This window comes from Oryzihumus sp. (assembly GCF_036391795.1).
GTDB lineage: Bacteria > Actinomycetota > Actinomycetes > Actinomycetales > Dermatophilaceae > Oryzihumus.
Window position 1 is genome coordinate 1 of the sequence record NZ_DASVZH010000198.1, and the last position, 26127, is coordinate 26127.

Below are 26127 nucleotides of genomic sequence, written 5' to 3' on the forward strand. Positions count from 1 at the left end.
GCGCTCAACAGCACCGGCACCACGGCGATCTTCATCAACCAGCTCCGCGAGAAGATCGGCGTGATGTTCGGTTCGCCGGAGACCACCACCGGTGGCAAGGCGCTGAAGTTCTACGCCTCGGTCCGCCTCGACGTGCGTCGCATCGAGACGCTCAAGGACGGCTCCGACGCGGTCGGCAACCGCACCCGCGTCAAGGTCGTCAAGAACAAGGTCTCCCCGCCGTTCAAGCAGGCTGAGTTCGACATCATCTACGGCGCGGGCATCTCCCGTGAGGGCGGCCTGATCGACATGGGTGTCGAGCACGGCTTCGTCCGCAAGGCCGGTGCCTGGTACACCTACGACGGCGACCAGCTGGGGCAGGGCAAGGAGAACGCCCGCAACTTCCTCAAGGACAACCCCGACCTCGCCGACGAGCTCGAGAAGAAGATCAAGGAGAAGCTCGGTGTCGGCCCGCAGGTCGACAAGCCCGCCGAGAAGGACGTCCCGGTCGACTTCTGAGGCACCGCGTGACCACTGACAAGCACGACACCGCCAGGGCAGCCTTCGAGGCTGCCCTGGCGGCCACGTCCGGCGGCGACTCGGGCGGCCCGGCGCCCGCCTGGTCCGATCCCCGTCTCGGGGCCTCGGGTCCGGACTGGGCCCGCGGCCCGGCCGGGGAGGGCGGTGCCGAGCCGGAGGAGGATCGGGGCCGCCGGAGCACCGGGCGAGTCTCGGGCCGGAGCACCGGAGGAGCCCGGGGTCGGGCCACCGGGCCAACCTCGGGTGAGGCGACCGACGGCCGGCGCCGCACCCGTCGGTCCCGGCGCGGCGAGGCCACCCCCGGTGACCCGGAGCAGGACCTGCAGGCCCGCGACACCGAGCCCGACCCCTACGACGTGGCCCGCCAGATCGTCCTGCGCCAGCTGGCCATGGCGCCGCGCAGCCGTCAGCAGCTCGAGGACAAGCTGCGCCGGCGCAACTGCCCCGACGACGTCGCGACGGCCGTGCTCGACCGGATGACCGAGGTCGGGCTGGTCGACGACGCGGCCTACGCCCAGATGCTCGTGCGCTCCAAGCAGGCCGAGCGGGGGCTGGCCCGGCGGGCACTCGCCCAGGAGCTGCGCACCAAGGGCATCGACCCCGAGCTGGCCGCCGAGACCCTCGACGACATCGACGAGGACACCGAGCGGGCCCGCGCCCGCCAGCTCGTCGACAAGAAGCTGCGCACCATGCACGGCCTCGGCGTCGAGGTGCAGACCCGGCGCCTCGCCGGGATGCTCGCCCGCAAGGGCTACTCCTCGGGCATGTCCTACGCGGTGATCCGTGACGCGATCGCCGACTCCGAGGAGTACCTCACCGACTGACCGGGCCCGGCAATCCCGACTCGGACCGTAGGGGCGGTGCGTACAGCACGTGCGCGGCACGGTCGGGGCGGTACCGCTCGAAGAAGTCGGCGTCGTTGGGCCGCCAGACACCGGTCCAGAGGTCGGCCTGCGCGTTGCCGTACTCGTGCTCGTCGCGCCACATGCCCCGGGCCGTCGCCGTGTCCAGGTCGACGTCGACCCACACGCGCAGGTCGAACAGCCCCACCAGCTCGGGCACGTAGAGCCCGAGGCCCTCGACGAGGACGGCCGTGGCGCCGGCCAGGGACACCCACGGCCCCGGCGCGGCGGTGTCGTGGTCCCACACCTGGTAGGCCCTGGCCGCGCCCCGCCGCGCCGGCTCGAGGACCTGACCCACCAGCCGCTCGCGGTCCACCGAACCCCAGTCCTCCGAACGCTCGATGGGCGGGCGGCTGTGCAGGAACTCGTCGCCGGGCACGACCGCGGACCCGGGGAGGTGCTGGGCCAGCTCCGCCGCCAGGGTCGACTTGCCCGAGCCGCCGAACCCCGAGATGCCGACCACGGGCGCCCGTCCGTCGGGCAGGTCCAGCGCGACGACGGAACGTGCGAGGACCGCGGCCGAGTCGACCTCCTGGTGCATGCCGGGCAGCCTCGCACACGGGCCGTCCGCCCGCGCGGGTTCTCCCGTCCGGCGACGGTGCGGCACACGGGTGCGCAGGTGGGCCGAAGGGGTGCCGCGACCACGTACCCTTGTCGGTGCCATGACGACGCAGAAGACCTACGACGTGCGCACCCACGGGTGCCAGATGAATGTCCACGACTCCGAGCGCCTGGCCGGGCTGCTCGAGACCGCAGGCTATGTCGACGTCCACAGCCTGGCCGTCGAGGAGCGCCCGGAGGCGGCCGACGTCGTCGTGTTCAACACCTGCGCGGTGCGCGAGAACGCCGACAACAAGCTCTACGGCAACCTCGGCCAGCTGCGTCCGGTCAAGGCCAACAACCCCGGCATGCAGATCGCCGTCGGCGGCTGCCTGGCCCAGAAGGACCGCTCCACCATCGTCGACAAGGCCCCGTGGGTCGACGTCGTCTTCGGCACCCACAACATCGGCTCGCTGCCGGCCCTGCTGGACCGGGCCCGCCACAACAAGGCCGCCGAGGTCGAGATCCTCGAGAGCCTCGAGGTCTTCCCCTCGACGCTGCCCACCCGACGCGACTCCGCCTACAGCGGCTGGGTCTCGATCTCGGTGGGCTGCAACAACACCTGCACGTTCTGCATCGTGCCGAGCCTGCGTGGCAAGGAGATGGACCGACGCCCCGGCGAGATCCTCGCCGAGATCGAGGCCCTCGTGGCCCAGGGGGTCGTCGAGGTCACCCTGCTCGGGCAGAACGTCAACACCTACGGCGTGGAGTTCGGCGACCGCCTGGCCTTCGGCAAGCTGTTGCGTGCCTGCGGCCAGATCGAGGGCCTGGAGCGTGTCCGCTTCACCAGCCCGCACCCCGCCGCCTTCACCGATGACGTCATCGCCGCGATGGCCGAGACCCCCAACGTCATGCCGAGCCTGCACATGCCGCTGCAGTCCGGCTCCGACCGCGTGCTCAAGGCGATGCGGCGCTCCTACCGGAGCGAGAAGTTCCTCGGCATCCTGGACAAGGTCCGCGCCCAGATCCCCGACGCGGCGATCACCACCGACCTCATCGTCGGCTTCCCGGGCGAGACCGAGGAGGACTTCGCCGACACCCTCGAGGTCGTGCGCCGGTCCCGCTTCTCCAGCGCGTTCACCTTCCAGTACTCCATCCGCCCCGGCACCCCCGCGGCCACGATGGCGGACCAGGTGCCCAAGGCCGTGGTGCAGGAGCGCTACGACCGGCTCATCGCGGTGCAGGAGGAGGTGTCCTGGGCCGGCAACCGCGCGCTGGAGGGCCGCACCGTCGAGGTGCTCGTGGCCACCGGCGAGGGCCGCAAGGACGCCGCCACCTCGCGCCTGTCCGGCCGGGCCCGCGACAACCGTCTCGTGCACTTCTCCGTCCCCGAGGGTGCGGTGCGTCCCCGGCCCGGTGACGTGGTCACCGTCGACGTCACCTACGGCGCTCCGCACCACCTCGTCGCCGACTCCGGCGTCGAGGGCGGCACCTACGCCGTGCGCCGCACCGCAGGCGGTGACGCGTGGGAGGTGTTGCAGGACAAGGGTCCTGCGTCCAAGCCCGCGGTCTCCCTCGGTATGCCGTCCCTGGGCAAGCCCGTGACGCCGCCTCCCGCGGCGCGGGCCTGCGGCTGACGGGCGCAGCGCATGGTCGTCACCGTCGCCATCCTCCCGTGGCCCCCGGCGCTCGTGCCCGAGCTGATGGGCCGGGCCGCCTCCGAGGTCGAGCCGTTGCGGCATGCCGCCGATGCCGCCCTGCGGGGGCTCGTCGCCGAGCTGCGCCACCACGCTGACGGGCAGGTCGTCTTCGTCGCTCCCGGTGAGCCGGGGGAGCACGAGGCCGCCGGCGAGGTCAGCTTCAGCGGCTTCGGCCGGGACGTGCGGGTCCCGGCGCTGCCCGGTGCCGCCGGAACCGTCGACCCCGAGCTGCCGACCTCGATGATGGTCGCCCGCTACCTCGCCCACCGGGTGTCCGCGGACGAGCCCGACGTCGCCAAGCTCTGGGCAGGTGCCCGCTGGGTGACCGTCGACGCCGCCGGGGCCGCGCGCCTGGCGACCGAGCTGGCCGGGGCCGACCGGCAGACCGCCGTCGTGCTGCTCGTCGACGGCGCAGCAAGCCACGGGCCCAAGGCTCCCCGCGCCGAGGACTCCCGTGCCGGGGCGTTCGACGACGCCGTCGCCGACGCCCTCGCGCGCGGCGACCGCGACGCCCTGTCCGCCGTCGACCTCGACCTCGCCGGTCAGGTCGGGGCGGACGGCGCCTACCTGTGGCCGCTGCTGGCCGGGGCCACTGCCGGGGGCGAGTGGCTGGGGGATGTCCTGTTCCGGGGCGAGCCCTACGGCGTCGGCTGGACCGTCGCCCTCTGGCGCCGTGGCTGACCGCGCCCGCCCCGACCTCGACAGCGCAGCCGCCGGTGACCTGCCGGTCCTCGCCGTCGTCGGCCCCACCGCCAGCGGCAAGTCCGACCTCGCCCTGGCCCTGGCCGAGCGGCTGGCCGGTGAGGTGGTCAACGCCGACGCGATGCAGCTCTACCGCGGCATGGACATCGGGACCGCCAAGCTCGACCCCGCCGAGCGCCGGGGGGTGCCGCACCACCAGCTCGACGTGCTCGACGTGCGCGAGGAGGCGAGCGTCGCGGCATACCAGCGGGAGGCCCGCGCGGACGCGGCGGCGATCCGCGAGCGCGGCCACGTGCCCGTCTACGCCGGCGGGTCCGGGCTCTACCTGCGCGCCGCGCTGGACCGGCTGGAGATCCCGCCCACCGACCCGGCGGTGCGGGCCCGGCTCGAGGCCGAGCTGGAGGCGATGGGCGTCGCGGTGATGTACAGGCGGCTCAAGGGCTCCGATCCCGTTGCGGCACGGTCGATCCAGCCCAACAACGGTCGGCGGGTGGTGCGCGCGCTGGAGGTCATCGAGCTCACCCGCAGGCCCTTCTCGGCCACGATGCCGACGCGCGAGCACCTCGCGCCCACGGTGTTGATCGGGCTGCGCGGCCCGCGCCCCCAGCTCGACGCGCGGATTGCCGCCCGGGTGCACCGGATGTGGGAGCGCGGGCTGCTCGAGGAGGTGCGCGCGCTCGACACGGCCGGGCTGCGCGAGGGGCGCACCGCGAGCAAGGCGCTGGGCTACTGCCAGGCCCTGGCCCACCTCGACGGGCGGATGAGCGCGGCCGAGGCGATCGAGGACACCGTGACCGCCACCCGCAAGTTCGCTCGCCGCCAGGAGTCGTGGTTCCGCCCGGACGCGCGCGTCGTCTGGCTGCCGTGGGACGCCCCGGACCTGCTCGAGCGTGCCCTCGACGTGGTGGGCGCCTCGCTGGTGGACAATGGCCGACGATGACTGACAACGGCCTGCGGTTCACCAAGGGGCACGGCACCGAGAACGACTTCGTGCTGGTCCCCGACCTCGACGGCGCCCTCGACCTCAGCGCCGAGCAGGTGCGCCTGCTCGCCGACCGCCGGGCCGGGGTGGGTGGTGACGGGGTCATCCGCGTCGTGCCCACCGACCTGGCCGACGAGGCGTTCGTGCGCAGCCAGGCGGCCCGCGCCCACTGGTTCATGGACTACCGCAACGCCGACGGCAGCGCCGCCGAGATGTGCGGCAACGGCACCCGGGTGTTCGCTGCCTACCTGCGCCGCGAGGGGCTGGAGACCGCCGACGAGTTCGAGATCGCCACGCGCGCCGGGGTCAAGACGATCCGCGTCGAGGGGCACCTCTTCGCCGTCAACCTCGGCGACTGGAAGGTCGCCGACCCCGACGCCGCCCTGGCCAACGGCTACGACGCCCTCGTCAAGGTCGCCCACCACGACCCGATGCCCGGGCTGAGCCTGGACCTGGGCAACCCGCACACAGTGGTGGCGCTGCCGGACAGCGCCGACCTCGCCGGGCTCGACCTGACCCGCGCCCCGGAGGTCAACCCGTTGCCGCCCCAGGGCACCAACGTGGAGTTCGTGCGCCCGCTCGGCCCCGGCCACATCGCGATGCGCGTGCACGAGCGCGGCGTGGGGGAGACCCGCTCGTGCGGCACGGGCGCAGCGGCCGCCGCCCTCGCCACCCGCTGGTGGGCGGGGGAGAGCGAGGACAACACCGTATGGCGCGTGGACGTCCCCGGCGGCACGCTGCGGGTGCGGGCCCTGCCGGGCCAGCAGGTCGAGCTCGCCGGCCCGGCCGTCCTCGTGGCCGACGGGGTCCTCACCCCGGGCTGAGTGCCGTGAGCGGCGCCCCGGGAGGAGCGGCGGGACCGGGCGGGGAGGGCCCGGGCGCCGCCCTCGACCGGGCCTTCGCCGCCACACCCCGGGCTGACTTCCTGCCCGCCCACCAGCGGCAGTTCGCCGCCCTCGACCTGCCCCTGCCGATCGGCGCCGGCCAGACCTGCTCCCAGCCGGCGGCCGTGCGGACCATGCTCGAGCTCCTCGACGTCCGACCCGGTCAGCGGGTGCTCGACGTCGGCGCCGGCTCCGGCTGGACCACCGCCCTGCTGGCCGCGCTCACCGGACCTTCCGGCGCCGTGGTCGGTGTCGAGCTCGAGCCGGAGCTCACCCGGACGGCGGCGGAGCGGGTCGCTGCGACCGGGCGCACGTGGGCCCTCGTGGAACAGGCCGTCCCCGGCCGGCTCGGGTGTCCCGGCCGGGCGCCGTACGACCGGGTGCTGGTCTCCGCGGAGGCGCCGGAGGTGCCGGCAGACCTCCTGGCCCAGCTCGCCCCCGGAGGGGTCATGGTGCTGCCGGTGGCCGGGCGGATGCTGCGGGTCAGCGTCGCGGCCGGTGGGGAGCCCGTGGTCACCGAGCACGGCCACTACCTGTTCGTCCCGTTGCGCTGAGCTCACGCTCCAGGACGGGACCCGGGGTCGTTCCGGTCGCGGGGTGACCGGGCCGGGGCTAGCGTCCCGATATGACCAGGTCGTCCCACATGCCCCGATCCGTCCTGTTCGCCGGGCTGGCCGCCGGGAGCCTGTGCGTGGGGCTCCTGGCCCCCACCACGGCTCTGGCCCAGCCGGCCGCACCCGCCACCAAGGCCCCGCCGCAACCGACCAGCCAGCAGCCCAAGGTGCCCGTCATGACCGGGTCCGGCGGCGCCGTGGCCTCGGTCGACCGCGACGCCAGCCAGGTGGGGCTCGACGTGCTCGCCCGCGGGGGCAACGCCGCCGACGCCGCGGTCGCCACCGCCGCGGCCCTGGGCGTCACCGAGCCCTACAGCGCCGGCATCGGCGGTGGCGGGTTCCTCGTCTACTACGACGCCAAGCGGCACAGCGTGCGCACCATCGACGGCCGCGAGACGGCCCCGCAGACGTTCACCGACAAGACCTTCACCAACCCCGACGGCTCGGCGATGGACTTCAACACCGTGGTCAACTCGGGCCTGTCCATCGGCATCCCGGGCACCCCGGCGCTGTGGGCCAAGGCCGCCCACGACTTCGGCACCCGCCGCTTCGCCGACCTCATGGCGCCGGCAGAGGCCTTGGCGCGCAAGGGTTTCGTCGTCGACCAGACCTTCCACGACCAGACCGCAGCCAACGCCGCGCGGTTCAGCAAGTTCCCCGAGACGGCCCGGGTGTTCCTGCGCAACGGCCAGGCGCCGGCGGTCGGGTCCACGTTCACCAACCCCGACATGGCCAAGGCCTACGCCGAGCTGCGCCGGCACGGCGTCCAGTCGGTCTACGACGGCGCCCTCGGCGCGGCGATCGCCGCCGAGGCCCAGCACCCGCACACCGACGGCAGCACCGTCATGGGTGGGCAGCTGACGCGCGGTGACCTCGCGGCATACCGGGCGCTCGGCAAGGACCCGGTGCACTCGACCTACCGCGGCCTCGACGTCTACGGCATGCCGGTGCCCAGCTCGGGAGGCATCACGATCGCCGAGATCCTCAACCTGCTGCAGGCCTACGACAAGCAGACCGGCGTGCCGCTCAAGGACGTCAGCAACGTGGACTACCTGCACCGGTTCAGCGAGGCCTCGGCCACGGCGTTCGCCGACCGCAACCGCTACATCGGTGACGTCCCGGGCGTCCCGGTCAAGGAGCTGACCAGCACGGGCTTCGCCGCCGAGCGTGCCTGCGGCTTCGACCCGAAGAAGGCCCAGCCGCGGCCGATCGCCTTCGGCAGCCCCGACGGCAGCTACACCAGCTGTGCGCCCGGGTCCACGACCCAGGCCGAGCCCTACGAAGGGCAGTCGACCACGCACCTGGTCACCGCCGACCGCTGGGGCAACGTCGCGTCGTACACGCTGACGATCGAGCAGACCGGCGGCTCGGGCATCACGGTGCCCGGCTGGGGCTTCCTGCTCAACAACGAGCTCACCGACTTCGACTTCACCCCGCTGACGGCGGGCGTGCCCGACCCGAACCTGCCCGGCCCGGGCAAGCGTCCGCGCTCGTCGATGAGCCCGACCATCCTGCTCAAGGACGGCAAGCCGTTCCTCACCCTCGGCTCTCCCGGCGGCGCCACGATCATCACCTCCGTCGCGCAGACGCTGACCGAGTACCTCGACCGCGGACTGCCGCTCGTGGACGCCATCGCCGCGCCGCGTCTGTCCTCGCGCAACGGCAAGGAGCAGGCCGAGCCGGCCATCCTCAACGGCCCCGACGGGGCAGCCCTGACCGCGCTGGGCCACGTGCTGGTCTCGGCCGGCAACCCGCCCGAGATCGGGGCGGTCACCGCGATCCGCACCTACAGCCGCCACTGGTTCGAGGCGGCCGCCGAGACCTCCCGGCGTGGCGGCGGCTCAGCGATGGTGCTCCACCCGGCGCACCAGTAGCACCCGGAACCCCTTCGAGGTCGCGTGGCGCTCGACGGTGAACTCGCCCGGCCACCGGTCGGCGAGCTCACCGTCGAGCCACTTCTGCAGCGAGTCCGAGCCGAGGTTCTTCTGCACCACGAGGTATGCCGCGCCGCCGGCTTCCAGCCGCGGCAGCCAGGTCAGCAGCAGCTCGTGCAGCACGGCCTTGCCGACCCGGATCGGCGGGTTGGACCAGATCGCGGTGAACCGCAGATCGGCCGGCACCTCCTCGGGGGTGCAGGCGTGGAAGTCCTCGACCCCGACCGAGCGGGCGTTGTCGGCGGCGAGGTCGAGCGCCCGGCGGTTGACGTCGACCGCCCACACCGCGGCGCCGGGGGAGCGCAGCCCGAGCGTGAGCGCAACCGGCCCCCAGCCGCAGCCGAGGTCGAGCAGGTTGCCGGTGGCCGGCGGCGCGGGGACCTCCCGCAGCAGCACCGCGGTGCCGATGTCGAGCCGGTCGGGGCAGAACACGCCCGGCGCGGTGTGCACGGTGACGGTGCGCCCGGCGAGCTCGACGTCGAGGCGACGGCGCTCGGCCGCGCTGGCCGGCTCGGCGGTGAAGTAGTGGTCCTGGGCGTCGCTGGTGCTCATCACGGCACACGCTAGCGGCCGGCGCGCAGGCACCTTTGCTCAACCCGGGCCGGTTTCCGGGCCGGAAAAGGGCCCCGTGAGCGGCCCTGGGTGAGCAGAGCCCACCGCGGTGAGCAAAGTCGGGAGGGTGGGCTCGCGGCCTACCGGCATAAAGGTGGCCCGGGCGTGGTTTGAAAAGGTGTCGCCCGCCCCGAACAAAGGGTGGGACGCTTGAGGAGATATGACAGAACGCACTGACCTTTTCGAGTTCCGCGCCTCTGCGCTCGCCGACGACGACTCGTGGCACGAGCAGGACGCGGACTTCCGTTATGACGGCGACCAGCTCGACCGCGAGGAGCGCGCAGCGATGCGCCGCGTCGCCGGGCTCTCCACCGAGCTCGAGGACGTCACCGAGGTCGAGTACCGCCAGCTGCGCCTCGAGCGCGTCGTGCTGGCCGGTGTCTGGACCGAGGGCACCGTCGAGGACGCCGAGAACTCCATCCGCGAGCTCGCCGCCCTGGCCGAGACCGCCGGCTCCACCGTGCTCGCGGGCGTGATCCAGCGCCGGCAGCGCCCCGACGCCGCGACCTTCCTGGGCTCGGGCAAGGCCGAGGAGCTGCGCGACATCGTCATCGCAGAGGGCGCCGACACCGTCGTCTGCGACGGCGAGCTCACCCCGGGCCAGCGCCGCGCGCTGGAGGACGTCGTCAAGGTCAAGGTCATCGACCGCACCGCGCTGATCCTCGACATCTTCGCCCAGCACGCCAAGAGCCGGGAGGGCAAGGCCCAGGTCGAGCTGGCCCAGCTGCAGTACCTCCTGCCGCGCCTGCGTGGCTGGGGTGAGTCGATGTCCCGCCAGGCCGGTGGCCGCGTCGCCGGCGGTGAAGGCATCGGCTCCCGTGGCCCCGGTGAGACCAAGATCGAGCTCGACCGGCGCCGCATCAACACCCGCATCGCCAAGCTCAAGCGCGAGATCAAGGCCATGAAGACCGGCCGCGACACCAAGCGCCACAGCCGCAGGGCCCACGGCGTGCCGAGCGTGGCCATCGCCGGCTACACCAACGCCGGCAAGTCCAGCCTGCTCAACCGGCTCACCGGCGCCGGGGTCCTGGTGGAGAACCAGCTGTTCGCCACCCTCGACCCGACCGTCCGCCGCGCCGAGACGCTGGACGGCCGGGCCTACACCCTGGCCGACACGGTCGGCTTCGTGCGGGCGCTGCCGCACCAGCTGGTCGAGGCGTTCCGCTCGACGCTGGAGGAGGTCGGCGACTCCGACCTGCTGCTGCACGTCGTCGACGGCTCCCACCCCGACCCCGAGGGGCAGATCAGCTCGGTGCGCGAGGTGCTGGCCGACGTGGGCGGTGACCAGATCAAGGAGGTCATCGTCGTCAACAAGGCCGACGCCGCCGACCCCGAGGTGCTCGACCGGCTGCGCCGCCACGAGAAGCACTGCGTCGTGGTCTCTGCGCGCACCGGCGAGGGCCTGGACGAGCTGCGCGACCTCATCGCCGAGGAGCTGCCGCGGCCGGAGATCCCGGTGACCGTGCTCCTGCCCTACGACCGGGGCGACCTGGTCAACCGGCTGCACCGCGAGGCCGACGTCATCGAGAGCGAGCACACCGAGCACGGCACCCGGGTGCATGCCAAGGTGGGCCCGACGCTGGTCGGTGAGCTCACGGCGTACGCCGTCTGAGCCACCGGTATGCCGGGTGGGGACGGGCCGCGGGCCCGTCCCCTCGCCGTGTCCGGGCCGTCGGTGCGGGGCACTAGTCTCGGGGCCATGGCCCGCCCTGACCTCGACGCCCTCCTGCACGCCGCCGTCCAGGGCGTGGGCGGCACCGAGCGCCCCGGGCAGGTGCAGATGGCCCACGCGGTGGAGCACGCCATCGAGGCCGACGAGCACCTGCTGGTGCAGGCCGGCACGGGCACCGGCAAGTCGCTGGCCTACCTCATCCCCGCGGTCGCACACGCCTACGAGGCCGGCAAGCCCGCCGTGGTCGCCACAGCCACCCTGACCCTGCAGGCGCAGATCGTCGACCGCGACATGCCGCGCCTGGCCGACGCGATCGCGCCGATCCTGGGCCGCAAGCCGACCTACGCGCTGGTCAAGGGCCGGCGCAACTACCTGTGCCAGCACAAGCTCGTCGGGGGCTTCCCCGAGGAGGAGGACGAGGGCCTGCTCTCGGTCGGCCAGGTCGACGCCAACCGCTCCCGGCTCGGCGCCGAGGTGGTGCGGCTGCGCGAGTGGGCCGAGGTGACCCGCTCCGGTGACCGCGACGAGCTGGTGCCGGGCGTCTCCGAGCGGGCCTGGCGGCAGGTGTCGGTCTCGGCGCACGAGTGCCTGGGCAGCAAGTGCCCGGTGGTCACCGAGTGCTTCGTGGAGCAGGCCCGCGAGGCCGCCCGCGAGGTCGACGTGGTGGTGACCAACCACAGCTTCATGGCGATCGACTCCTTCGAGGGCCGGCAGATGCTGCCCGAGCACAAGCTGCTCGTCGTCGACGAGGCGCACGAGCTGGTCGACCGGGTGACCTCCACGGTCACCGACGAGCTCACCGCCTCGATGATCGCCGCAGCGGCCAAGCGCGCCGGCCGGCTGGCCCAGACCGAGCCGGTCAACGAGGCGTCGGTGCTCTTCCAGGGCATCCTCGACGACCTGCCTGAGGGCCGACTGCTGGGCCTGCCCGACACCTTGACGCTGGCGCTGACCCGGGTGCGGGACACGGCGCGGGCGGTCCAGACCGAGCTCAAGCCCGCCTCTCCGGAGGACAACGACGGCGCCCGGCAGGTGGCCCGCGCGGCGATCGACGAGATCCACGAGAACGCCGAGCGCATCCTCGAGCAGCGTGAGCTCGACGTGGTGTGGGTCAGCCGTGACCCGCGTCGCGGCTCGGTGCTGCGCGTGGCCCCGATGAGCGTGGCGATGCTGTTGCGCGACAAGGTCTTCGGCGACCGCACGGTGGTCATGACCTCGGCCACGCTCGAGCTCGGCGGCACCTTCGACGCCGTCGCCGGCACGCTCGGCCTGCGCGGCGAGGGCTCGCCCGACTGGCAGGGCCTCGACGTGGGCAGCCCGTTCGACTACCCCAGGCAGGCGATCGCCTACGTCGCCAAGCACCTGCCGGCGCCGGGCCGCGACGGCATCGGCGACGCCACGCTCGACGAGATCGAGGCGCTCATCCGGGCCTCGGGCGGCCGGGCGCTGGGCCTGTTCTCCTCGATGCGTGCCGCGGTCGCGGCGACCGAGGCGATGCGCGAGCGGTTCGGCGACGACATCGCGTTCCTGTGCCAGGGCGAGGACCAGACCGCCACGCTGGTGCGCCAGTTCGCCCGGGAGCCCTCCACCTGCCTCTTCGGCACCCTGTCGCTCTGGCAGGGCGTCGACGTGCCGGGGTCCTCCTGCCAGCTGGTCATCATCGACCGCATCCCGTTCCCGCGCCCCGACGACCCGCTGGCCTCGGCGCGCTCGCAGGCGATCGCGCGCATGGGCGGCAACGGCTTCATGGCCGTGTCCGCGACCCACGCCGCGTTGCGCCTGGCCCAGGGCGCCGGCCGGCTGGTCCGCCGCGGCGACGACCGCGGGGTGGTCGCCTTCCTCGACTCTCGCATGATGACCGCGCGCTACGCCGGCTTCCTCCAGCGCTCGCTGCCGCCGTTCTGGCCCACGACCGACCGCGCCATGGTGCTCGCCGCGCTGAAGCGTCTCGACGAGACCGCACCCGAGCCGCTGCCGGTGCACGAGCCCGCGCTGCGCGGCATGGCCGGCGCGGTCGAGGGCACCTCGATGGGGGACACCCGGCCGGTGGCGTCGGCCCCGCCGCAGGCCCGCTCGCCGCGGACCGCCGTGACCCAGGGGCGGGCGTGGTCGGCCGAGGAGGACGAGGAGCTGCGCGACGGCGTCGACGCCGGGCTGAGCGTGGAGGAGCTGGCCGACCACTTCGAGGTCGAGCCCGACGTCGTGGCCGCCCGGTTGTCCCTGCTCGGCCTCGAGGCCTCCGGCGCCGCGACCCTCTCCTTCGACTGACCTTCCCCTTCGGCTCTCCGGCCGGCCACGTGTGCCCCGGCTCGCCGTCGGCAGGCTCACGTGGGCGGCTCACGTGGGCGGCGGGGTTGGCGCGCGGTGTCGGCGCGGCGTGAAAGGCTGGGCCCTGTGACGATCGCTGCCACCGCACCCTCCGTGCCGGCATACGTGCTCATCTCCGGGCCCGAGGGGGTGCTGGCCGAACGCGCGCTGGCGTCCACCCTGGAGCAGCTGCGCGCCGCCCAGCCCGGCATCGAGGTGATCCGGCTGGCGGCGCAGACCTACTCCGCCGGCGAGATCGCGATCCATGCCAGCCCGAGCCTGTTCGGCGGGGCCAAGGTGATCGTCGTGCAGGACCTCGACGAGGCGGCCGAGGAGCTGCAGACCGACCTGCTCGACCTGCTGGCCGCGCCGGCCGAGGACGTCTGGCTCGTGGTGACCCACAAGAGCGGCGCCCGCGGCAAGAAGGTCCTCGACACGCTGAAGAAGTCGGGCGCCCGGGTGCTGGAGTGCCCGGCGATCAAGACCGACCGCGACAAGGCCGACTTCATCACCCACGAGTTCCGGGCCGCCCGGCGCAAGGCCACCCCCGACGCCGTGCGCGCGCTGATCGAGGCGGTCGGCAAGGACGTGCGCGAGCTGGCCGCGGCCGCCGCGCAGCTGGTCTCCGACACCGAGGGCGTCATCGACGAGGGCGTGGTCCAGCGCTACCACGGCGGCAAGGTCGAGGCGACCGGCTTCCGGGTGGCCGACGCGGCCGTCGCCGGGCAGGCGGGGGAGGCGCTGCGCCTGCTGCGCCACGCCATCGCCACCGGTGTCGACCCGGTGCCGATCGTCGCGGTGCTGGCCAGCCAGCTGCGGATGCTGGTCAAGGTCGGCTCGGCCGGGCGGGGCTCCAGCGCCCAGCTGGCCAAGAGCCTGGGCATGGCGCCGTGGCAGGTCGACAAGGCGCGCCGCTCGATCAACGGCTGGGACGCCGAGGGCCTGGGCGCGGCGATCCAGGCGGTGGCCGCGGCCGACTTCGAGGTCAAGGGCGGCGGGCGCGACCCGGTCTACGCGGTGGAGCGGGCGATCCTGTCCATCACCGCCGCCCGGCACGGCCGCTGAGCGTTTTGGCCGCGCCCGGTCCTCGCTGCTAGATTTGGTGGTCGCGTGCGCGCCTAGGTCGTGTGCGCATGCAGCACCACCCAGCGCAGCTCAACCACGGGTGCCCCACGCCCAGTCCCGAGACGCGCTGCCGCCCTCAACGGCAACACCGACCTGTCAGAACTTCGAGAAAGAGTCCTCGTGGCAAACATCAAGTCCCAGATCAAGCGGATCAAGACCAACGCCCAGCGCACCGAGCGCAACCGCGCGGTCAAGAGCGAGCTCCGTACCTGGATCCGCAAGTTCCGTGAGGCTGCGGCCACCGGCGACGCCACTGCGGCGAACGAGGCCCTCAAGGTCGCCTCGACCAAGCTGGACAAGGCTGTGTCCAAGGGCGTCATCCACAAGAACCAGGCCGCCAACAAGAAGTCGGCGATGGCCAAGAAGGCTGCCTCGCTCTGAGCCAGCTGGTCTGAAGTCTGAGCGCAAGGGTCGTCACCTCTCGCAGGTGGCGGCCCTTCGTGCTGCCCGGGGTGGCCCGGTCAGGCGCGGCCGACCGCGCGCATCGCCGAGGCCACCTCACGGAAGCGGCGCTCGTCCAGCGTGGCCCCCTGCCGGCGCACCGAGGCCGGGTCCAGGCGCAGCACCCGGTCCACGCGGACCTCGCTCGGGCGCCGCTGGCCGTCCCACGCGCCGGTGCCGATGTCGACCCACGTCCGGCCGTGGCGGTACTCGTCGGCGTAGTCCTGGTCGTGGTCCTTGCTCGTCAGCATCAGCGCGAGGAGCCACCGCCCGTCGCGCCCGACGACGAGCACCGGCCGGTCCTTGCCGCGGCCGTGGTCCTCCTCGAACGGCACCCACGCCCAGACGATCTCGCCCGGGTCGGCGCGGTCGTCGTGTCGTGGCGCCCAGCGCACGTCCACCCGGCCGCGGAAGTCCCCCGGGTATGCCGGGCTGCCGCCGGCGCGCGGCGCCGGCCGTCGGGCCGCGCCTCCGCGCAGCAGCCGGGACAGGGCAGACAGGATCCGGGATCGGGTCATGCCGGACAACCTAGCCGCGGCCCTCAGGCCCAGCCGCGTCGCCGCCCCAGCATGGCCAGGAACGCCCGGGCCATGAGGTGCTGGTGCTGGCGCAGCGCCGCCGTGCACCCGGGAGGCGGCGGGGCGTCGAGGCTGGAGAGCATGTAGACCGCGATGACGGCCAGGAACGCGTCGACCTCCTCCGGGTCGGCCCCGGTGAACAGCGGCGAGCGCGCCATGAGCGCGTCGACGTCCAGGCCCTGCCACGCCATCAGCGGCAGCAGGCCGGTGAGGTCCAGCCACGCCGGGCCGGTCACCACCCAGTTCCAGTCCACGATCCAGGCCGAACCGTGCCGGTCCACGAGCAGGTTGTCCGGCCTCAGGTCGCCGTGCACGAGGCTCTGGCCAGTCAGGCTGCTCGCGCTGCGCGACACGGCGGCCAGCTCCGGCCCGCGCTGCAGGAGCCAGCCGGGGATGCCGTCGGGAGGCGCGAAGGTGCCCTCGGCCAGGGCCCGTGCGGTGGTGTGGATGCGCGGGTCGTCGAGGTCCTCGGCCATCGTGCCGACGTCCAGGGTCGCCGGCGCGGGCGTCCCCGCCTCGGCGAAGCGCAGGCACGCCTCGTGCGCGGCCTCGACCTCCGCCGGCGTCCAGGGGTGGCCAGGCAGATGGCCGTCGATGGCGCCCAGCAGGAGCACGCGCCAGTCCTCGCTGTCGCCGTGGCCGACCAGCTCGGGGGCGGGTATGCCGTGCGGCAGCGCCGCCAGCACCCGCGCCTCCTGCTCCAGTGCGCCGTGGACGTGCGGGGTCGTCCGACCGGCGGCCTTGACGAAGACCTCGCGGCCGTCGCGCAGCCGCACCCGGCCGGCATACGCGCCGGTGAAACCGGTGGTGACGGCCGCGGAGGCCTGCTGCACCGGGCTGCCGGCGAGGCGGCCGACCGCCTCGTGGACGTGCGCCGGCAGCGACTCCCACTGCGGGCGCGCGGACGTGAGGCGGTAGTCGACGTCCTCGGGGACCGGTGCCTGCATGCGACCGGAGTCTGCCGAGCCGGCGCGGCGCCGGGCAACCGGTTTCGGGTCGGCGGGATGACATCGGCGCCGGCCGTTGTTCGTCCCTGCGGGCGGAGCGAGCGCCCGACCCTGATCGAGCAGTGCGACGAGAAGCGAGCAGAGCGACGTGACCGAGGCCGCCACCACCCTGGAGACGACCCCGACAGAGGAGCACCTGAGCCGGCCCCGGCACACCAACCTGGCGATCCTGGCCCTGGCCATCGGCGGGTTCGCCATCGGCACCACCGAGTTCGTCACGATGGGCCTGCTGCCGGAGATCGCCCGGGGCGTGGACATCTCGATCCCGACCGCCGGGCACGTCGTGTCCGCCTACGCCCTGGGCGTCGTCGTCGGCGCGCCGCTGATCGCCACGCTCGCCGCCCGGGTCAACCGCAAGACCGTCCTGCTGGCGCTGATGGTCGCCTTCGCCCTCGGCAACATCGGCTCCTCGCTGGCCACCAGCTACCCCGTGCTGATGCTGGCCCGTTTCATCTCCGGCCTGCCGCACGGGGCGTTCTTCGGCATCGGCGCGGTCGTGGCCGCGAGCCTGGTCCAGCCGCACCGTCGCACGTGGGCGGTCTCGATGATGCTGGCCGGCCTGACCGTGGCCAACATCGTCGGCGTCCCGCTGACCACCTGGATCGGCCAGCACGTCGGCTGGCAGTGGCCCTACGCCCTCGTCGGGCTCATCGCGCTGGCCTGCGTCGCCGCGACCTGGGCCTGGATCCCGCACCAGCCGGCCGACCACGGCGCGTCCATGGCCGCCGAGCTGCGCTCGCTGCGGCGCCTGCAGGTCTGGCTGGCCCTGCTCATCGGCACGGTCGGCTTCGGCGGCATGTTCGCCACCTACTCCTTCATCGCCCCGACGATGACCACGCTCGCGGGCTTCTCCGCGGCCGCCGTCCCGGTGATCCTGGCCGTCTACGGCGTCGGCATGACCACCGGTGCGTTCCTGTCCGGTCGGGTCGCCCAGCGCGGCATCCTGCGGGGGATCGTGCTGTCCCTGGCCGCGATCGCGGTGATCCTGGGGCTGTTCGGCTTCGCCGCGCACAGCCCGTGGACCGCGGTGCCGGCAGTGTTCCTGCTCGGCCTGGTGCCCACGATCCTCGTGCCGATGCTCCAGACCCGGCTCATGGACGTCGCCCACGAGGGGCAGTCGCTGGCCGCCGCGCTCAACCACTCCACGCTCAACATGGCCAACGCCCTCGGTGCCTGGCTCGGCAGCCTCGTGCTCGCCGCCGGCTACGGCTACGAGTGGCCCAGCCGCGTGGGTGTGCTGCTGGCCGTCGCCGGCCTCGGTATCGCGCTCGTCTCCGGCCTGCTCGAACGTCGCCAGCGCGCCGCCAGCCCCGCCCGCGCCTGAGGCTCGGCACCCCCTCGGCCCTGCCGAGGTTGGTGCCGCCGTGCCGCGGCTGCAACGCCGGCAGAGCGGCCCCTTCCTCGGCACACCTGTCAACGAGGGTTGACAGGTTCCGGTTGTCAACTTATGTTGACAGCATGTCCGAAGCAACGAAGCTGGCCACCGCCGCAGCCGCCGGGGACCCCCGGACCGGCCTGCGGGCGGTGGCCGCGCTGCGCCGGCTGCTGGAGCAGCTCGAGGCCACCCAGGTGGCCAGCGCCCGCTCGCTGGGCTGGTCGTGGCAGGAGATCGCCGACGTCCTGGGCGTGAGTCGCCAGGCCGTCCACAAGAAGCACTCGGGTCGCCGGGGCCTGCTCGGCGGCCGCACGGATCGGGAGGCGTGATGTTCGAGCGGTTCACCAAGCGGGCCCGGCAGGTGGTCGTGCAGTCCCTGGAGGAGGCCCGTGCCGACCGACAGGGCGAGATCCAGCCGGAGCACCTCCTGCTGGCCCTTCTCCACGACCCCGACTGCCTGGCCGTGAGGGTCATGACCGGGCTCGGTGCCCGGCCCGAGGCGGTCCGGCTGGCGGTCGAGGCGCAGCGCCACAGCCGGTCGAGCGGGCTGGGGGAGTCCGACGCGGAGGCGCTGCGGGCCATCGGCATCGACCTGGACGAGGTCCTGCGCTCGGTCGAGGCGAACCTCGGCGGAGGGCTCGGCGACCCGATCGCCGAGGAGGACCTGGGCCGGCATGGCCGCAGGGGGCGCAAGCCGTTCGCGCCGGAGTCCCGCAAGGTCCTCGAGCTGGCCGTGCGCGAGGCCATCTCCCTCAAGCACGGCTGGATCGGCACCGAGCACCTCCTGCTGGGCCTGTTGCGCCTCGACCGTGGCACTGCCCACGCGGCGCTCGCCGGGCTCGGCCTGCGCCACCGCGACGTGCGGGCAGCCGTGGTCGAGGCCCTGCGCGCCACCGGCTGACCCCGCCACCGGCTGACCCGGCGCCGGTGACGCGGTCACCGGATGCGGCGGGTGCGTGGCACGGCATACCGCGGCGGTCTGGTCCGGGCAGGGGTGCGGGCATGAAACACTGTGGTGTTCGCACCCGAGACCAGATGAGGTAAGCCCGACCGTGTCACCCATGGCCCGCACCGCGCTGCAGCCCCACGCGACGCCGCCGGACCTCATCCGGAACTTCTGCATCATCGCCCACATCGACCACGGCAAGTCGACGCTGGCCGACCGGATGCTGCAGATCACCGGCGTCGTGGACGAGCGGGCGATGCGCGCGCAGTACCTCGACCGCATGGACATCGAGCGCGAGCGCGGCATCACGATCAAGTCCCAGGCCGTGCGCATGCCCTGGGAGGTCGACAACACCACCTACTGCCTCAACATGATCGACACGCCCGGCCACGTCGACTTCACCTACGAGGTGTCGCGCTCGCTGGCCGCGTGCGAGGGCGCGGTGCTGCTGGTCGACGCCGCGCAGGGCATCGAGGCGCAGACCCTGGCCAACCTCTACCTGGCCATGGAGAACGACCTCACGATCATCCCGGTGCTCAACAAGATCGACCTGCCGGCCGCCCAGCCGGAGAAGTATGCCGAGGAGCTCGCCGGGCTGATCGGCTGCGAGCCCGAGGACTGCCTCAAGGTCTCCGGCAAGACCGGCATGGGCGTCGAGCCGCTGCTCGACCAGATCGTGCAGCAGCTGCCGGCCCCGGTCGGTGACGCCGACGCGCCGGCCCGCGCCATGATCTTCGACTCCGTCTACGACACCTACCGCGGTGTCGTCACCTACGTTCGGGTCGTCGACGGCAACCTCAACCCCCGCGAGAAGATCTCGATGATGTCCACGCGGGCGACCCACGAGCTGCTCGAGATCGGCGTCATCTCGCCCGAGCCGATGCCGTCCAAGGGCCTCGGCGTGGGAGAGGTGGGCTACCTCATCACCGGCGTGAAGGACGTGCGCCAGTCGCGGGTGGGTGACACCGTCACGAACGCGGCGAAGCCGGCTGCGGAGTCGCTCGGCGGCTACCGCGACCCCAAGCCGATGGTCTTCTCCGGGCTCTACCCGATCGACGGCTCGGACTACCCCGACCTGCGCGACGCCCTCGACAAGCTCAAGCTCAACGACGCGGCCCTGGTCTACGAGCCCGAGACCTCGGCGGCGCTGGGCTTCGGCTTCCGCGTCGGCTTCCTCGGCATGCTCCACCTGGAGATCGTGCGCGAGCGGCTCGAGCGCGAGTTCGACCTCGACCTCATCTCGACGCTGCCCAACGTGGTCTACGACGTGACGATGGACGACCGCAAGGAGGTCGTCGTCACCAACCCCAGCGAGTTCCCCGACGGCAAGATCGCCTCGGTGCGCGAGCCGGTCGTCCGCGCCACGGTGCTGGCGCCGAGCGAGTTCATCGGCGCGATCATGGAGCTGTGCCAGCAGCGGCGCGGCACGCTGCGCGGCATGGACTACCTGTCCGAGGAGCGCGTCGAGATGCGCTACACGCTGCCGCTGGCCGAGATCGTCTTCGACTTCTTCGACCAGCTGAAGTCGCGCACCCGCGGATACGCCTCTCTCGACTACGAACCCGACGGTGAGCAGGAGGCCGACCTGGTCAAGGTCGACATCCTGCTCCAGGGCGAGCAGGTCGACGCGTTCAGCGCGATCGTGCACAAGGACAAGGCCTACAGCTACGGCGTGATGATGGCGAGCAAGCTGCGCGAGCTCATCCCGCGGCAGCAGTTCGAGGTGCCCATCCAGGCCGCCATCGGCGCGCGCATCATCGCCCGCGAGACCATCCGCGCCATCCGCAAGGACGTGCTGGCCAAGTGCTACGGCGGTGACATCACCCGCAAGCGCAAGCTGCTCGAGAAGCAGAAGGAAGGCAAGAAGCGGATGAAGATGGTCGGCCGCGTCGAGGTGCCGCAGGAGGCCTTCATCGCCGCGCTGTCCAACGACGCGGGGGCGGCCGACAAGGCCAAGAAGTAGCCCGCCACCCGTTGCCGTGACCGACGCTGCACCCGTGGCTGCGGCGGAAGGGCTCGACCAGCCCTTCCGCCGCCGCACCGTCTCCTTCTCGCGCCTCGACGGCCGGCTCAACGCCCGGCACCAGGGTGCCTGGGACCGCTACGCCGACGAGCTCCTGCTCGACGTCCCGCGAGGGGTGGCCCGCACCTCGGTGGCTCCGGAGCACCGCCTCGACGCCGCCGCGGTGTTCGGGCGCGTTGCGCCGCTGGTCGTCGAGGTCGGCTCGGGTGCGGGTGACGCCGTGGTGCACGCCGCGGCGGCCCGTCCCGAGGCCGACTTCCTGGCCGTCGAGGTCTACCGCCCGGGCGTCGCGCAGACCCTCGCCAAGGTCGGTGCCCAGGGCCTGACCAACGTGCGCGTGGTGCAGGCCGACGCGGTCGACGTGCTGGGCACGATGCTCCCGCGGGGGTCGGTCGAGCAGGTCTGGGTCTTCTTCCCCGACCCGTGGCACAAGAGCCGTCACGTCAAGCGCCGGCTGGTCACCCCCGAGCTCGCCGACCTGGTCGCCGGATGCCTTGCGCCGCAAGGCATCTGGCGCCTGGCCACGGACTGGGCCGACTACGCCCTGCAGATGCGCGACGTGGCCGAGGCGTCACCGCACCTGACCAACCGGTATGCCGGCCGGCTCACCTCCGGGTCGGACCCCCGCGGCGGCTTCGCGCCGCGCTTCGAGGGCCGGGTGATGACCCGGTTCGAGCGCAAGGGGCTGGCCGTCGGCCGGCAGGTCTTCGACCTGGCCCTCGACCGCGCCTGACGGCCGCGAGCACCCTTCCGCCAAACCTGACCGAACACGCCTTGGCCCGCGTTCCTGCGGCCCCGGAGCGTGGAAACGCGGGTCGCCGGGTGTCCGGTCGGGGGAGCCCCGGCGAAAGTCGGTGGTCCAGGTCGGGGGTGGGCGGGAGACTGATGGCCATGCCCTCGCTGCTCGCCGTCAACCGCGTCCACGGGCTCCTGCCCACACCGAAGGGCGGAGAGACGGCCATCGACAAGCGCCCGGTCGCGGGGCCTGTCGGTGTCGGGCCGCTCGGCCTGGAGGGCGACCGGCAGATGGACACCAGGCACCACGGTGGCCCCGACAAGGCGCTCTACGCCTACGCCGCGGAGGACGCGCGGTCCTGGTCGGCCGAGCTCGGCCGTGAGGTGGCGCCCGGTCTGTTCGGGGAGAACCTCACGACGCAGGGCCTGGACGTCACCCACGCCCTGATCGGCGAGCAGTGGCGCATCGGCGAGGGCGAGGGCGCCGTCGTCGTCGAGGTCACCATGCCGCGCATCCCGTGCGCCACCTTCCAGCGCCGCATGGAAGAGGAGCGGTGGGTCCGACGCTTCACCCTGCACGGTGCGCCCGGCGCCTACCTGCGCGTCGTGCGCCCCGGAGTCCTCACGGCCGGGATGCCCGTCGCGGTGGTCCGCCGTCCTGCCCACGGGGCCACGGTGCTCGACGCGTTCGACCGGGACGCGCCGGTGGCGATGCAGGCGTTGCTCGACGCCGCGGCCGCGGGTGAGCTCGACCTTGCCGACGCGATGCGCGTGCATGCCGAGCGCGTGGCGGCCAGGCGCTTCCGTGGCGTACCCATGGGCTGAGCCACACGGCATACCGAAGGTGCGCCAAAAGGGTGGATCCCCGGTTCCACCTCAGATATCTTGATGTCAAGATAAATCGACCGAGGGGGAGCGCACTCGTGAGCGTGGCCGGAACTGCCGCCGTGAAACCGTTGACGCACAAGGGGATCCCGATCGACCCCAACCTGCGCATCCTGGCCGGGGCCACGCTGGTCAACACGATGGGCAACGGTGCGATCACCACGACGTTCGCCCTGTACTTCACGCGCATCGTGCACATCCCCGCCTCGCAGGTCGGCCTGGCGCTCAGCGCGGCCGCCGTGGTGGCGCTGTTCGTGCAGGTCCCGATCGGGCACCTCGGTGACGTCCGGGGTCCGCGGGAGCTGCTGCGCTGGATGACCCTGGCGACCGGCATCGCCACCCTCGGCCTGCTCTTCACCCACAACATCTGGGCGCTGGCCGGCGTGCTGATGCTCGAGGCGTTCTTCGACCGGGGCGCCGGGGCCGTGCGCAACGGCGTCATCGCCCGGATCGCCGAAGGTGGCCAGGGGGTGCGCTTCAAGGCCTACCTGCGGGCGGTCACCAACGTCGGCATCTCCGTCGGCGGGGCGCTCGGCGGTCTCGCGCTGACCATCGACAAGCCGTGGGCCTACCTGTCGGTCTTCGCGTTCAACAGCCTGACCTGCATCGTCAACTCGTTCGCGGTCGCCCGGCTGCCGCACCTGGAGAAAGCGCCGCTGCGCGCGGCCGGTGAGCCGCGGCTGCAGGTGCTGCGCGACATCCCGTTCGTCCTGATGACCGTCCTCACCGGCATCTTCGCGATGCACTTCGTCATCATCGAGGTCGCGATGCCGTTGTGGATCGCGCACTCGACGCAGGCCCCGAAGTCGCTCGTGGCGGTGACGCTGATGATCAACACCGTGATGGTCGCGATCTTCCAGGTGCGCCTGTCGCGGGGCGCCGACACGGTGATGGCGGCCGCGAAGGCGCTGCGCACCGGCGGGTTCTGGATCGGCGCCGGCTTCGGCCTGGTTGCCCTCGCCGCGGGGCGGCCGACGTGGCTGGCCGTGGCCCTGCTCTGCGGCGGAGCCCTCGTCCACGTCGTCGGCGAGATGGTCGGCTCCGGCGGCCAGTGGGGCGTCCAGATGGGCCTGGCCCCGCGCGAGCGGCAGGGGCAGTACCAGGGCTTCTCCGGCATGGGCTTCTCGCTGTCCAACGTCATCGCGCCCTCGCTGTCGGTGGCGTTGTGCATCAACGGCGGCGCGATCGGCTGGGCCGTCCTCGCGGCCGTGATCATCGCCGCCGGGGCGCTGAGCGTGCCGGTCTCGGCGTGGGCGCTGCGCACCCGGGAGCGTTACGGCGTGCTCAGCCACACCGGCTGACCGCGGCGCGGCCGGCTCCCCGCGAGATGGGAGAATCGGCGGTATGCCGAGTGCCCTGCCCCTGGGGGAGCCTGCCCCGACCACGGGGGAGCTCCCGGCCGACGCGCTGGCCCGGCTGGGCGAGCACCCCTTCGGCGTCTACGTCCACGTGCCGTTCTGCTCCGTGCGCTGCGGCTACTGCGACTTCAACACCTACACGCTGACCGAGCTCGGCGTCGACGGCGCCAGCGTGGCGACCTACGCCGACGCGGCCCTGGCCGAGCTCGACCTCGCCGCGAAGGTCCTTGGCGCCCGCGCGCCGCACGCGCAGACCGTGTTCGTCGGGGGAGGCACCCCCACGATGCTCGCCGCGGGCGACCTCGTGAAGGTGCTGGACGGCATACGGCAGCGGTTCGGGCTGGCTGACGGCGCGGAGGTGACCACCGAGGCCAACCCTGACTCGGTGACCCCTCAGGCGCTGGCGACCCTGGCCGAGGGCGGGTTCACCCGGGTGAGCCTGGGCATGCAGTCCGCGGTGCCGCACGTGCTGCGCACGCTCGAGCGCACCCACGACCCGGCCAACGTGGCCCGGGCGGTCACCGCCGCCAGGGAGGCCGGGCTGCAGGTGAGCGTGGACCTCATCTACGGCACGCCCGGGGAGTCGCTGGGGGACTGGCGCACCAGCCTGGAGGCGGCCGTGGCCCTGGAGCCGGACCACGTCTCGGCCTACGCCCTGGTCGTCGAGGAGGGCACCAAGCTCGCCGCCCAGGTGCGCCGCGGACAGGTGCCCGCGCCGGAGGACGACGACGAGGCGGTCAAGTACGAGGTGGCCGACGAGGTGCTCACCGCGGCCGGCTTCGGCTGGTACGAGGTGAGCAACTGGGCCCGCACCCCGCAGGACCGCTGCCGACACAACGAGGGCTACTGGGCCGAGGGCGACTGGTGGGGCGTCGGCCCCGGCGCACACAGCCACGTCGGTGGGGTGCGGTGGTGGAACGTCAAGCACCCCAACGCCTTTGCCGGGCGGCTCGCCTCCGGTCAGTCACCGGCAGCCGGGCGTGAGCTGCTCACCGACGAGCAGCGCTACGACGAGCGGGTGCTCCTCGGCGTCCGGCTGGTCGAGGGCCTGCCGATCGCGGACCTGCGCCCCGAGGGGCGCGAGGCGGTGGCCGGCCTGATCGCCGACGGCCTCGTCGACGGACCGAGCGCGATGCGCCCACGCCGGGTCGTGCTCACCCGGCGCGGGCGGCTGCTCGCCGACACCGTGGTGCGGCGGCTGCTCGGCGTCTGACCGCCTCAGTGCACGAACTGGATGGCCAGCGGGTAGGTGTAGTCACGCCCGGCGTTGGCCGCGATCGCCGCCATGATCGTGAAGACGATGGCGCAGATCGCCGCCGCGAGGAACGTGAAGAAGCCGATGATGATGAACATCAACGGGATCGACACGAGGTAGACGATGAACAGCGTGATGTGGAAGTTCAGCGCCTGGGAGGAGTGCCGGCGCACGAACGGGTCCCGGTCCTTGTAGACGAGGTAGATCACCAGCGGCACGAGGAAGGACAGGAACGTGCCGCCGAGGTGGGCGAACAGCGCCCACATCCGCGCGTCCCCGGGGCTCAGCGGCGGCTGCACGGCATACCCGGGGTAGGGCACGGGCGGGTACCCACCCTGCGGGGGCGGCTGGCCCTGCGACTGCGGCGGAACGTCCTGCGGCGACTCGGTCATGGGGTCCCCTCGTGGTGGGCGGTCTGCCGCCATCGTAGGAGCGCGCGACCGGCTCCTGCGGGACATCGGTCCGCTCTACTCGCCCTCGGGGGCGGTCACGAAGTCGATCAGCTCCTCGACGCTGGCCAGCAGGGTCGGCTCGAGGTCGGCGTAGGTGCGCACCGTGCCCAGGATCCGCTTCCACGCGTGCGCGATGTCGGCCTGGCTCTCGTGCGGCCAGCCCAGCGCGGCGGTGATCCCGTGCTTCCACGACTGGCCGCGGGCGATGACCGGCCACGCCTCCCAGCCCAGCCGCTGCGGGCGCACCGACTGCCAGACGTCGACGTACGGGTGCCCCAGGATCTTCACGTATGGCGCCTGGCGGCGCAGCGAGCGCGCCTCCTGGACCAGCCGGCTCTCCTTGGTGCCGGGGACGAGGTGGTCCACCAGCACCCCCATGCGGCGGGTCGGGCCAGGGTCGAAGTCCCGGATCACGGCAGCGAGGTCGTCCACGCCCTCGAGCAGCTCGACGACGACGCCCTCGATGCGCAGGTCGTCGCCCCAGACCTTCTCCACCAGCTCGGCGTCGTGGCGGCCCTCGACGAAGATGCGCGAGCCCGAGGCCACCCGCGCCCTGGCCCCCGCCACGGCGCGGGACCC

Annotated in this window: 25 protein-coding genes and 1 pseudogene; 20 read left to right on the plus strand and 6 right to left on the minus strand. The window is 73.0% G+C overall.

Annotated features, from left to right (window positions below):
- Both VF825_RS12080 and VF825_RS12085 read left to right on the plus strand, forming a co-directional pair.
- Positions 1-498 (plus strand): annotated as a pseudogene (locus tag VF825_RS12080) (DNA recombination/repair protein RecA); the annotation flags it as partial.
- A gap of 8 nt (positions 499-506) precedes the next feature.
- Positions 507-1343 carry a regulatory protein RecX gene (locus VF825_RS12085; RefSeq protein WP_331113573.1) on the plus strand — a complete coding sequence of 279 codons (837 nt, stop codon included), beginning with the start codon at positions 507-509 and terminating at the stop codon, positions 1341-1343.
- Here VF825_RS12085 and VF825_RS12090 read toward each other — a convergent pair.
- Positions 1333-1962: a phosphoglycerate transporter gene (locus VF825_RS12090; protein ID WP_331113575.1), complete on the minus strand. Its 630-nt coding sequence runs from the start codon at positions 1960-1962 to the stop codon at positions 1333-1335. The two genes, VF825_RS12085 and VF825_RS12090, sit on opposite strands and share 11 nt — an antisense overlap.
- 121 nt (positions 1963-2083) lie before the next feature.
- On the opposite strand from VF825_RS12090, the gene miaB reads away from it, so the two are divergent.
- The 6 genes from miaB to ggt all read left to right on the plus strand — a co-directional run bounded on the left by miaB (position 2084) and on the right by ggt (position 8717).
- Positions 2084-3598, plus strand: a complete 1515-nt coding sequence (gene miaB, locus VF825_RS12095) for a tRNA (N6-isopentenyl adenosine(37)-C2)-methylthiotransferase MiaB (protein WP_331113577.1) — start codon at positions 2084-2086, stop codon at positions 3596-3598.
- A gap of 12 nt (positions 3599-3610) precedes the next feature.
- Positions 3611-4342: a hypothetical protein gene (locus VF825_RS12100; protein ID WP_331113579.1), complete on the plus strand. Its 732-nt coding sequence runs from the start codon at positions 3611-3613 to the stop codon at positions 4340-4342.
- The gene (gene miaA, locus VF825_RS12105; protein WP_331113581.1) at positions 4335-5303 is read left to right on the plus strand and encodes a tRNA (adenosine(37)-N6)-dimethylallyltransferase MiaA; all 969 of its coding nucleotides are present in this window, start codon (positions 4335-4337) and stop codon (positions 5301-5303) included. Before VF825_RS12100 ends, miaA begins: the two co-directional genes overlap by 8 nt.
- Positions 5300-6169, plus strand: coding sequence for a diaminopimelate epimerase (gene dapF / locus VF825_RS12110; protein WP_331113583.1), 870 nt, complete (start codon positions 5300-5302; stop codon positions 6167-6169). The genes miaA and dapF overlap by 4 nt, the downstream gene beginning before the upstream one ends.
- A gap of 5 nt (positions 6170-6174) precedes the next feature.
- A complete protein-coding gene (locus tag VF825_RS12115; RefSeq protein ID WP_331113585.1) occupies positions 6175-6783 on the plus strand; it encodes a protein-L-isoaspartate O-methyltransferase family protein in 609 nt (202 codons plus the stop codon).
- An 89-nt stretch (positions 6784-6872) separates the two neighbouring features.
- Complete coding sequence (gene ggt, locus VF825_RS12120; RefSeq protein WP_331113587.1) at positions 6873-8717, plus strand: gamma-glutamyltransferase; 1845 nt, start codon at positions 6873-6875, stop codon at positions 8715-8717.
- Here ggt and VF825_RS12125 read toward each other — a convergent pair.
- Positions 8685-9329 carry a class I SAM-dependent methyltransferase gene (locus VF825_RS12125; protein WP_331113589.1) on the minus strand — a complete coding sequence of 215 codons (645 nt, stop codon included), beginning with the start codon at positions 9327-9329 and terminating at the stop codon, positions 8685-8687. The two genes, ggt and VF825_RS12125, sit on opposite strands and share 33 nt — an antisense overlap.
- 220 nt (positions 9330-9549) lie before the next feature.
- Between VF825_RS12125 and hflX the strand changes: the two genes are divergently transcribed.
- From hflX to rpsT, 4 genes are all read left to right on the plus strand, one after another.
- Complete coding sequence (hflX, locus tag VF825_RS12130) at positions 9550-11001, plus strand: GTPase HflX (protein WP_331113591.1); 1452 nt, start codon at positions 9550-9552, stop codon at positions 10999-11001.
- An 87-nt stretch (positions 11002-11088) separates the two neighbouring features.
- The gene (locus VF825_RS12135; protein ID WP_331113593.1) at positions 11089-13329 is read left to right on the plus strand and encodes an ATP-dependent DNA helicase; all 2241 of its coding nucleotides are present in this window, start codon (positions 11089-11091) and stop codon (positions 13327-13329) included.
- A 126-nt stretch (positions 13330-13455) separates the two neighbouring features.
- Positions 13456-14433 carry a DNA polymerase III subunit delta gene (gene holA, locus VF825_RS12140; protein WP_331113595.1) on the plus strand — a complete coding sequence of 326 codons (978 nt, stop codon included), beginning with the start codon at positions 13456-13458 and terminating at the stop codon, positions 14431-14433.
- A gap of 180 nt (positions 14434-14613) precedes the next feature.
- Entirely contained in the window at positions 14614-14874 is a 261-nt protein-coding gene (gene rpsT, locus VF825_RS12145) for a 30S ribosomal protein S20 (RefSeq protein WP_331113597.1), read from the plus strand.
- Between the two features lie 80 nt (positions 14875-14954).
- On the opposite strand, the gene VF825_RS12150 is transcribed toward rpsT, so the two are convergent.
- Together VF825_RS12150 and VF825_RS12155 are read right to left on the minus strand one after the other, a co-directional pair.
- Positions 14955-15452, minus strand: coding sequence for a type II toxin-antitoxin system PemK/MazF family toxin (locus VF825_RS12150; RefSeq protein ID WP_331113599.1), 498 nt, complete (start codon positions 15450-15452; stop codon positions 14955-14957).
- Between the two features lie 23 nt (positions 15453-15475).
- Entirely contained in the window at positions 15476-16459 is a 984-nt protein-coding gene (locus VF825_RS12155) for a phosphotransferase family protein (RefSeq protein WP_331113601.1), read from the minus strand.
- A gap of 148 nt (positions 16460-16607) precedes the next feature.
- Between VF825_RS12155 and VF825_RS12160 the strand changes: the two genes are divergently transcribed.
- From VF825_RS12160 to hemW, 8 genes are all read left to right on the plus strand, one after another.
- Positions 16608-17843 carry an MFS transporter gene (locus VF825_RS12160; RefSeq protein ID WP_414695836.1) on the plus strand — a complete coding sequence of 412 codons (1236 nt, stop codon included), beginning with the start codon at positions 16608-16610 and terminating at the stop codon, positions 17841-17843.
- A gap of 134 nt (positions 17844-17977) precedes the next feature.
- Positions 17978-18223, plus strand: a complete 246-nt coding sequence (locus VF825_RS12165) for a helix-turn-helix domain-containing protein (RefSeq protein WP_331113603.1) — start codon at positions 17978-17980, stop codon at positions 18221-18223.
- Positions 18223-18795: a Clp protease N-terminal domain-containing protein gene (locus VF825_RS12170; protein WP_331113605.1), complete on the plus strand. Its 573-nt coding sequence runs from the start codon at positions 18223-18225 to the stop codon at positions 18793-18795. Before VF825_RS12165 ends, VF825_RS12170 begins: the two co-directional genes overlap by 1 nt.
- 160 nt (positions 18796-18955) lie before the next feature.
- On the plus strand, positions 18956-20803 hold the full coding sequence (gene lepA / locus VF825_RS12175) for a translation elongation factor 4 (protein WP_331113608.1): 1848 nt from the start codon (positions 18956-18958) through the stop codon (positions 20801-20803).
- Positions 20804-20837: 34 nt separating this feature from the next.
- Positions 20838-21596: a tRNA (guanosine(46)-N7)-methyltransferase TrmB gene (trmB, locus tag VF825_RS12180; protein WP_331113610.1), complete on the plus strand. Its 759-nt coding sequence runs from the start codon at positions 20838-20840 to the stop codon at positions 21594-21596.
- A gap of 158 nt (positions 21597-21754) precedes the next feature.
- A complete protein-coding gene (locus VF825_RS12185) occupies positions 21755-22423 on the plus strand; it encodes an MOSC domain-containing protein (protein WP_331113612.1) in 669 nt (222 codons plus the stop codon).
- Positions 22424-22545: 122 nt separating this feature from the next.
- Entirely contained in the window at positions 22546-23784 is a 1239-nt protein-coding gene (locus VF825_RS12190) for an MFS transporter (protein ID WP_331113614.1), read from the plus strand.
- Between the two features lie 43 nt (positions 23785-23827).
- The gene (hemW, locus tag VF825_RS12195) at positions 23828-25054 is read left to right on the plus strand and encodes a radical SAM family heme chaperone HemW (protein WP_331113616.1); all 1227 of its coding nucleotides are present in this window, start codon (positions 23828-23830) and stop codon (positions 25052-25054) included.
- Positions 25055-25059: 5 nt separating this feature from the next.
- Here hemW and VF825_RS12200 read toward each other — a convergent pair whose 3' ends face one another.
- Both VF825_RS12200 and VF825_RS12205 read right to left on the minus strand, forming a co-directional pair.
- Complete coding sequence (locus VF825_RS12200; protein ID WP_331113618.1) at positions 25060-25488, minus strand: DUF4870 domain-containing protein; 429 nt, start codon at positions 25486-25488, stop codon at positions 25060-25062.
- Positions 25489-25563: 75 nt separating this feature from the next.
- On the minus strand, positions 25564-26127 hold a 564-nt coding region (locus VF825_RS12205; RefSeq protein WP_331113620.1), incomplete at its 5' end, for a DUF3097 family protein.

Excerpts from the sequence above, each read along its gene's own strand:
- VF825_RS12165 (WP_331113603.1), top strand. The coding sequence starts at position 17,978 with ATGTCCGAAGCAACGAAGCTGGCCACCGCCGCAGCCGCCGGGGACCCC.
- VF825_RS12185 (WP_331113612.1), top strand. The coding sequence starts at position 21,755 with ATGCCCTCGCTGCTCGCCGTCAACCGCGTCCACGGGCTCCTGCCCACA.
- lepA (WP_331113608.1), top strand. The coding sequence starts at position 18,956 with ATGGCCCGCACCGCGCTGCAGCCCCACGCGACGCCGCCGGACCTCATC.
- hemW (WP_331113616.1), top strand. The coding sequence starts at position 23,828 with ATGCCGAGTGCCCTGCCCCTGGGGGAGCCTGCCCCGACCACGGGGGAG.
- dapF (WP_331113583.1), top strand. The coding sequence starts at position 5,300 with ATGACTGACAACGGCCTGCGGTTCACCAAGGGGCACGGCACCGAGAAC.
- ggt (WP_331113587.1), top strand. The coding sequence starts at position 6,873 with ATGCCCCGATCCGTCCTGTTCGCCGGGCTGGCCGCCGGGAGCCTGTGC.
- VF825_RS12135 (WP_331113593.1), top strand. The coding sequence starts at position 11,089 with ATGGCCCGCCCTGACCTCGACGCCCTCCTGCACGCCGCCGTCCAGGGC.
- VF825_RS12100 (WP_331113579.1), top strand. The coding sequence starts at position 3,611 with ATGGTCGTCACCGTCGCCATCCTCCCGTGGCCCCCGGCGCTCGTGCCC.
- VF825_RS12200 (WP_331113618.1), bottom strand. The coding sequence starts at position 25,488 with ATGACCGAGTCGCCGCAGGACGTTCCGCCGCAGTCGCAGGGCCAGCCG.
- VF825_RS12170 (WP_331113605.1), top strand. The coding sequence starts at position 18,223 with ATGTTCGAGCGGTTCACCAAGCGGGCCCGGCAGGTGGTCGTGCAGTCC.
- miaB (WP_331113577.1), top strand. The coding sequence starts at position 2,084 with ATGACGACGCAGAAGACCTACGACGTGCGCACCCACGGGTGCCAGATG.
- VF825_RS12090 (WP_331113575.1), bottom strand. The coding sequence starts at position 1,962 with ATGCACCAGGAGGTCGACTCGGCCGCGGTCCTCGCACGTTCCGTCGTC.
- VF825_RS12155 (WP_331113601.1), bottom strand. The coding sequence starts at position 16,459 with ATGCAGGCACCGGTCCCCGAGGACGTCGACTACCGCCTCACGTCCGCG.
- VF825_RS12150 (WP_331113599.1), bottom strand. The coding sequence starts at position 15,452 with ATGACCCGATCCCGGATCCTGTCTGCCCTGTCCCGGCTGCTGCGCGGA.
- hflX (WP_331113591.1), top strand. The coding sequence starts at position 9,550 with ATGACAGAACGCACTGACCTTTTCGAGTTCCGCGCCTCTGCGCTCGCC.
- VF825_RS12125 (WP_331113589.1), bottom strand. The coding sequence starts at position 9,329 with ATGAGCACCAGCGACGCCCAGGACCACTACTTCACCGCCGAGCCGGCC.